General features: G+C 41.4%; 8 protein-coding genes. 1 reads left to right on the top strand and 7 read right to left on the bottom strand.

Going from position 1 to position 6,734, the window contains the following annotated elements:
• Window positions 1-146 precede the first annotated feature (146 nt).
• The 4 genes from AC1DVB_RS24210 to AC1DVB_RS24225 all read right to left on the bottom strand — a co-directional run bounded on the left by AC1DVB_RS24210 (window position 147) and on the right by AC1DVB_RS24225 (window position 3,341).
• Window positions 147-602: an RrF2 family transcriptional regulator gene (locus tag AC1DVB_RS24210; RefSeq protein ID WP_057276756.1), complete on the bottom strand. Its 456-nt coding sequence runs from the start codon at window positions 600-602 to the stop codon at window positions 147-149.
• A 192-nt stretch (window positions 603-794) separates the two neighbouring features.
• Window positions 795-1,547 (bottom strand): TIGR03943 family putative permease subunit, encoded by a 753-nt coding sequence (locus tag AC1DVB_RS24215; protein WP_477591320.1) that lies wholly within the window; start codon window positions 1,545-1,547, stop codon window positions 795-797.
• Window positions 1,547-2,557: a permease gene (locus tag AC1DVB_RS24220; protein ID WP_328097785.1), complete on the bottom strand. Its 1,011-nt coding sequence runs from the start codon at window positions 2,555-2,557 to the stop codon at window positions 1,547-1,549. Before AC1DVB_RS24220 ends, AC1DVB_RS24215 begins: the two co-directional genes overlap by 1 nt.
• A gap of 115 nt (window positions 2,558-2,672) precedes the next feature.
• Window positions 2,673-3,341, bottom strand: coding sequence for a YdeI/OmpD-associated family protein (locus tag AC1DVB_RS24225; protein WP_440439515.1), 669 nt, complete (start codon window positions 3,339-3,341; stop codon window positions 2,673-2,675).
• Window positions 3,342-3,978: 637 nt separating this feature from the next.
• Here AC1DVB_RS24225 and AC1DVB_RS24230 point away from each other — a divergent pair.
• Window positions 3,979-4,482 carry a DinB family protein gene (locus AC1DVB_RS24230; RefSeq protein WP_057276759.1) on the top strand — a complete coding sequence of 168 codons (504 nt, stop codon included), beginning with the start codon at window positions 3,979-3,981 and terminating at the stop codon, window positions 4,480-4,482.
• Window positions 4,483-4,984: 502 nt separating this feature from the next.
• Here the strand turns inward: AC1DVB_RS24230 and AC1DVB_RS24235 are convergent.
• The 3 genes from AC1DVB_RS24235 to AC1DVB_RS24245 all read right to left on the bottom strand — a co-directional run.
• Entirely contained in the window at window positions 4,985-5,338 is a 354-nt protein-coding gene (locus AC1DVB_RS24235) for a UTRA domain-containing protein (RefSeq protein WP_057276760.1), read from the bottom strand.
• A gap of 220 nt (window positions 5,339-5,558) precedes the next feature.
• Entirely contained in the window at window positions 5,559-6,443 is an 885-nt protein-coding gene (locus tag AC1DVB_RS24240; protein ID WP_477591323.1) for a PHP domain-containing protein, read from the bottom strand.
• Between the two features lie 33 nt (window positions 6,444-6,476).
• A partial coding sequence (locus tag AC1DVB_RS24245; RefSeq protein ID WP_477591325.1) for a hypothetical protein occupies window positions 6,477-6,734 on the bottom strand: 258 nt, incomplete at its 5' end.

Raw genomic sequence — 6,734 nt, forward strand, 5'->3', positions numbered from 1 at the left:
CCTATATAACAGAACGGACATTCCTATATAACAGAACGGACATTGATAATCCGACCAAATTTCCACCTTCATGTAAATACCTCCTCGCTTTAAATGCAATCGCATTAAGCACATTATATAATCCTGGGTATCCTCTTGCAAGGATATTAGCCCAGACACTCATTTTCAAAATTGGTGAAGTCGACTTTTTTCATGAATTCTTCCAATGTATAGCCCTTTAGCAGGCGCAATGTTTCCTTTTCGGCTTCGTTCATGATTTCCTCCAAAGCCGTATCCAGCTGCTTCCCGACTTCACCGCATTCGCTCGTTTCCAAACAAACAAGACATTCAGGCCGTACCGCTTGATACACATCCGCCAAAGTAAGCTGAGAGGCAGGCACCTTCAGACTATAACCGCCTTCCCTTCCTTCCTTTGTTTCGACGATCCCTTCAGCTGCAAGCTGTGCCATCACCTTTCTTAAAAAAGTGGCGTGTGACTTCACCTTTAAGGCGATTGCCGAACTTGTCAGGAGCTTTTCGCTTTGTGCGAGCCAAACCAAAGAGTGAATGGCAATGGCAAAGCGCGGCGGACCAATTTGATTGTTTCGATTACTTGAAGACAAAATTATCCCCCCTTACACTCTTATCCATGGTAAGGCCATTATACTATGTTACGTGCTCCCGAACAAATGGCGCCATTTCTCGATTTTCCGCCCGCAGCGCACGATTTTCCAGCCGTTTCCGGGTTCGGCAAAATAATATATCCTTTCGGCACCAAAACCCGGCAAAACATCCTTTTGCCGGGTTTTTCAATACTACTGAATGATTTGTACATTTTCATATAGATAAGCTTCTTCCGGTGCCTTTATTTTCTTCGATTCTTTTAAATCGATCACCGGTACGGGTTCCCCTTTATAGCTTCCTTTTTTTAATGTCCCTGTAATCGTATACCAATCATTCATCTTCATTCCTTCCACGTTCCCGTTGACCATATATCCATATAACGTCGCATCGACCACACAGCAGGACATGGAGAGGCGGGAGATGGCCATTTGTTTTTTCGTGAATGTATCCTCACGGTATATGAACCCCGAAATCTCTATCTCCTTCCCCTTTATCGTATCGAGGTTGTTCAGTAAATCATCCAGCACTTCAAAATAATTATCATCGGTTACGGAGATTTTCTCCCCATTCGCATGTTTCCCAGAATCATATGAACTTACCATCTGTGCCTGCTGCTTTGCCATCCCCCTTTTCGCCAGCACTTCCCCGCTTAAAGTAAAATCGGTCAGGATGAAGCCCAGAAGAATCGGAAGGAAGAACAAACCATATTTCAGGACCGAAGACTCCCCATTCAATCCGCAATCACAATGTTGTTCACTTTGTTTTTGTTTTTTCATTCGGAGAAGGCTGATCACTAAAAAAGCGAAAAGTGCCGCCAATGCATATGGAACCATTTTGGGTGCGATCAATTTCGTTAAATATCCTGAAACATACAATTTAAAGATCATGAGGCCCAATCCCAGCAGCAGCAATCCTTCAAGTCTTTGGATAAAAAAACGTTTCATCAGAAGCCCCCCTTACTGATCAATCCTCCTGCAATCAGGCAGAGGCTGAAGACGACTGCGAAAATAAGCAGGACATACGTGACGACGAAGCTCCGTTTAAAACAAGACATCATGATCAAAACATTTTTCAGATCCAGCATGGGGCCAAATACAAGGAATCCCAGTATGGAGCCTGGCAGAAAACTATGGGAAAAGGAGGCCGCAACGAAGGCATCAGCTGATGAACAGAGTGAAAGCACAAACGCAATTCCCATCATCAACACCGTGCCTTTTATTGGCGCCTGACCAATATCGGCCATTACGGACCGATCCATGAACACCTGAAATACACTGGCAAACAAGGCTCCGATGATAAAGTATCGGCCGACCATAAAAAACTCCTGCGAAGTATGATCAATGAAGCTTGTCCATTTACTGGACTGACTATCATGTACATGCCCTTGCACCAGTTCCAGCTTGTCCTCTTTCACCACATCTTTAGTGCTGAATATATGAATGAATAAACCTGCGATTATGGCCGTCAGGACACAAAGAATGATTCTTCCATATAGAATGGACGGATTATTTTGGAACGCATAATAAGTTGAGCCGAACACGATGACATTCAATATTGGGGCTGTTACGAGCAAGACCACACCTGCATGGACCGGGACACCCTTTTGAATCAATCTCCGGACGACCGGGATGATTGCACATTCGCAAACCGGAATGATCAGCGCCGCGGCTATCGCGGCAAAAATGGCCGTCAGGGGTCTTTTGGGTATCATCCGCTGAATGATTTCTTCACTGATGAACAACTGGATGAATGATGAAGCAATGGCCCCCAGGAACAGGAAAGGAATCGATTCTAAAAACAATCCCAAAAACACGACGAGCACTGAGTGAAGCATCGGGTAGTCCGAGAAATCAATTGCTTTGGGAACGAACACATCGCCTAGAAAAAAGAATGCCAGCAGCAAAAACAGCAGAATCAATAACAGCAAATTTCCCGCGTAGCGTTTCAAAAGCATATTTAACCACCTCGCAAATCATAATTATTACGATTTAAGTTTGGATTCGGTCTAGTATATGCTTTTGATAGGGTGAAAAGAACAAGAAAAAAGAGAATGGAAGACTTCACCACCCTCATTGATTCCTTCGATATAGATCCCTGCTCTTATAACCTTCTCCTAAAATTGTTTTCATTTCCTGGCGCCGTTTCACTTGTGTCGCCTCTTGTTTTGCACTATACACATAACGGGCCCAATCCTTGCGATACCCTGGCGTAAGTGATTGATAGAACGCAAGCAAATCAGGGGAATCCTGCAAATCTTTCTCAATTTCAGAAATCATGCCGATATAATCATCTACCGATTGGCTTGCTTTGGCAGAGGGACGGTTTCTATTTTTTGAGTCTTCTTTAAGTCCGACTACCGTAAAGACATCATCCAACCCAACCATACGCGCAAACTTCAGGTCACTCGAGCCAACATACCCTTCATCATCCGCACCAAGGCCCTGCATCAGATCATCACGATGAATATATGTAGCATATTCTTTATTCCCCTTCTTGGGGTACGCCAAAAAAATATAGCCGTTTTTACTTAAATGATTTTTATCGATCACCTTATCCACGATTCTCTTTAAAGAATCCATATCCAATACAAAGGCAAATATAAGATCATAGGCACTTTCATTAAGCTTTGTATCGTAATCCGGCAACTCTGCTAAATAATCCGCCCCGGCTGGCTGATTCAGGACTGCCACCCGTTCATATTTATGTAAATTCAGTTTTTCAACTATTGTTTTAGCCATTGCAYTCACCATCCAATCCTGGTTGATTTTTTCTACCTTCAGTTTATAAGCTTCCCATTGCGTTAGCAACTTTTCTCTAGATAGTATAAAAATCCAAAATTCGATGTGGAAACCTTCCGTATCTTTTCATATAATCATTTCTAGGAAAATATTAACTGTGCTATAATTCAGATATAATAATTTCCAATGTCCAGCATCTATAGATTCTTTTCCCTTTGAATGCCAGCTTCATTTTTCGGTTCATTAGCGGAGGCCCTAGGCGCAATATTCTAAGTAGGCATAAACTCAACTTTTTTGCATAGGCATGATAGGGTATCAAAGCTCCAGAAAAAATGCAGTCCCTGGAAATATAGACTTGACTCCAGATTTGCATTTCTTCCCAAAATTATGAATACCAGTGAAACATGTCTTTTCGTTGTACTATAAGAGATATCTTTTAACACTCTTCATTAAATAGAAACCATGCTTCAAAACATAGTGTCGCACTCCTTCAATCAATCATCATGAATCCACTTTAAATCAGGTGTTTTTCCCGTAGTTTTTATGCATTCTTTATGCAATCAGATATCCCTTTTTTTCCTATTTCAAAAAATTCAGTGATGCTTTCATATGTGGGTGTCACAAAAGGGGAGTTCTCATGAATTATATCGAGTATGATTTGCTATTTGAATCAAGAAAACAGTTAATTGAGGAAATTACGGAGTTGGATGAAAAAACGCTCCACCATAAGCCTGTGCCTGAAGTATGGAACATCGCCCAAATTTGCCATCATTTATATCTTACGGAGCAGGTTTTTACAGAAGTTATAGCAAATGGCATTCGGGAAAGGGATTTTAATAATATCATTCAAAAAAACATTTACTTCGTTACTGATAGAACAAGGAAATTCTCATCCCCTGAGGCCATTTCACCCTCTTCAGCCCCATTTCAATTATCGAGCCTCATGGATTTGCTGGCAGAATCAAGGGATCGATTATTACAGGTTCTTTATGATATGGATTCAGATATCCTGTTAAATAGAAAGAAAGCCAAACATCCCCTGTTCGGGGACCTCTCATTGGATCAATGGATTGAGTTATTATCCTTACATGAACAAAGGCATATCAAACAGATTCAAGAAATAAAGACCGCCCTTATATAAGCCTTTCATGACAAATTAGATAATCAGACGGAGACTTTTCAAACAAAGAGACCACGTCATTTTGTGGTCTTTTTTCATGCATGCTATGAAACGATCGTGACTGTCGGGGGCTGCACCAAGTTGATAGATTGGCAGAGCCCATATTTCCCTAGCCAGCATTCTAGTATCAAGATGATACTTTTAGTTTCCTTTTGATTTGTGTTGCGAAGATTTCAAGGCGACGATCAGGATAAAATATGTTTTAGTTTCAAGCTAACATTTTCAATGTATCTTGTTGCCAAGTGAACGTGCGTTAAGAAGGAGTAAATCTTTGTATAAAATTTGTTAAAGCAGGGCCTGCACTATTCAAATTTCGTGCTTTACTCGTGAATTCGGAGCATTTACTCGTGAGTTCCGTGCCTTTACTCGTGAATTCGGGGCATTTACTCGTGAGTTTCGTACTTTTACTCGTGAATTCAGAGCATTTACTAGTGAATTCGATCGATATCTGGAATGGAAGTTTTTATATAACATATGTGAAACAATCGCTCCGATAGATTATGACCGTGTGCTCAAGGACTTGATTACTCCGCTTATCCCGGCATAATGATTCCACTTGCAAAAGTGGAATCAAACTTGAACACTGCAAAATATCCCGTTCGAAAAAAGTGGGGAAAATCGCATTCAGCGTGCTCCTGCTGGATCCGAACTCTACAAAGCCACGCTGCCGATAAAATTGAAACATAGATGTTATATCCGGACCGTCCTTTTCTATTTCAGGAAAAGTTGATTTTGTTACAAAAGATGTATGAAGAGCAATCGGAAAATCTTCTATTAACCTAAGCCTGCCAATTTTAAAGACCTTATTTTCCGTCAACAAAAATCCCCCTCTACATATAATTTCCTTGTTACTGTCAGTGTAATGAGAAAATATGAAGCTATCATGATTTTCTTGTAAAAAAAGTCCTGGTCAATTACCAGAACGCAAGGAAGCACTTATTTTATCGCTCTTTTTCCATACAAGACCCTGTATGTTCAGTCTTTCAAATTCCCAATCCAGCATGTAAGCATGCCGCTTTCACAGCAAATTCCTGGTTTCATAGATCGATATTTTTCAATACCACATCATTAATGGCCATGCTTTTTTTCCTTAATTTCAAAKCATTCACACATTCCGTTCCAGGGCTCATACTGCCAAGCCGAATCGGCTTTTCCCCATAATCCCCATGAAAATCGGAACCTCCTGTTTTAATGAGATTATATTGATCTGCATATGAAATCGCTCTTTCCTCTTCTGCATGACCATGATGCGGGTGAAGAACTTCAATCCCTTCAAGCCCTGCTTTTACAAGATCAGGGATAATTTCGAAGCTCCCGTATTGTCCAGGGTGAGCAAGGACAGGGACGCCTCCGGCAGCACGAATCGCCTTCACAGCCAGTATGGCATCCACATACTCCATAGGAATAAAGGCAATGCCCGGCTCTTCCCCATTTTGGCCGCGGCTAAAGATTTTCCTATACAAATCTCCATAGATAGAATCCGTATACCCCGATTCCCGAAGCGCCAGCATAATATGCTGTTTATAAACACCGGTTCCTCCCCTGAATTTAGATACCTGATCCCAAGTTATTCGATATCCTGCATGAATCAGCCGTTCCACCATTTTTTCAGAAGCTGCATTCCTCTTTTCAATCAGTGGATTACATAAATCCTCAAGGGCCTTATGACCAGGCTCGACAAAATAGCCCAAAATATGTACACGCCTTCCTCTTGCAAAGTCATAACCGGAAACTTCGATACCAGGGATGATTTCAATACCTATTTCCTTACCCCGTTCCGCCATCTCTTGCAATTTCATTGTTGTATCGTGATTCGTAATCGCTAAATGGCCAATGCTCTCCCTTTTTGCAATCTCCAATAGTTCTTCAAAAGAACTGGAACCATCTGAAACGTTCGTATGACAATGTAATTCAACCTTCATGCCAATCCCCCCATTCTTATTCGTTACCCATTTTCATTTTAACTTAGTGCCATGTCGGTCAACGTTAAGATGATGTAAAAAAACGTAAAGGTGTAAAAGTCGTCCTGATTGGTGAAAATACTTAAGTATTTCAAGCTGCAGACAAAAAAATTTCCAGTTGATTTCAGAAATCCGCTCCCTTTGCGCCGACTGTCTGCCAAGCCTCATCAAAGCAAGCGCCTTTGGTGTCTTGGCTAGCCAGTTATTCGGCAGGAGTGTCGCATATTTCTTCCATCCATTAAGGAGTACAGG

The sequence above is a fragment of the Peribacillus sp. P4_D6 genome (assembly GCF_056401795.1).

Excerpts from the sequence above, each read along its gene's own strand:
- AC1DVB_RS24215 (WP_477591320.1), bottom strand. The coding sequence starts at position 1,547 with ATGAAACGTTTTTTTATCCAAAGACTTGAAGGATTGCTGCTGCTGGGA.
- AC1DVB_RS24220 (WP_328097785.1), bottom strand. The coding sequence starts at position 2,557 with ATGCTTTTGAAACGCTACGCGGGAAATTTGCTGTTATTGATTCTGCTG.
- AC1DVB_RS24225 (WP_440439515.1), bottom strand. The coding sequence starts at position 3,341 with ATGGCTAAAACAATAGTTGAAAAACTGAATTTACATAAATATGAACGG.
- AC1DVB_RS24230 (WP_057276759.1), top strand. The coding sequence starts at position 3,979 with ATGAATTATATCGAGTATGATTTGCTATTTGAATCAAGAAAACAGTTA.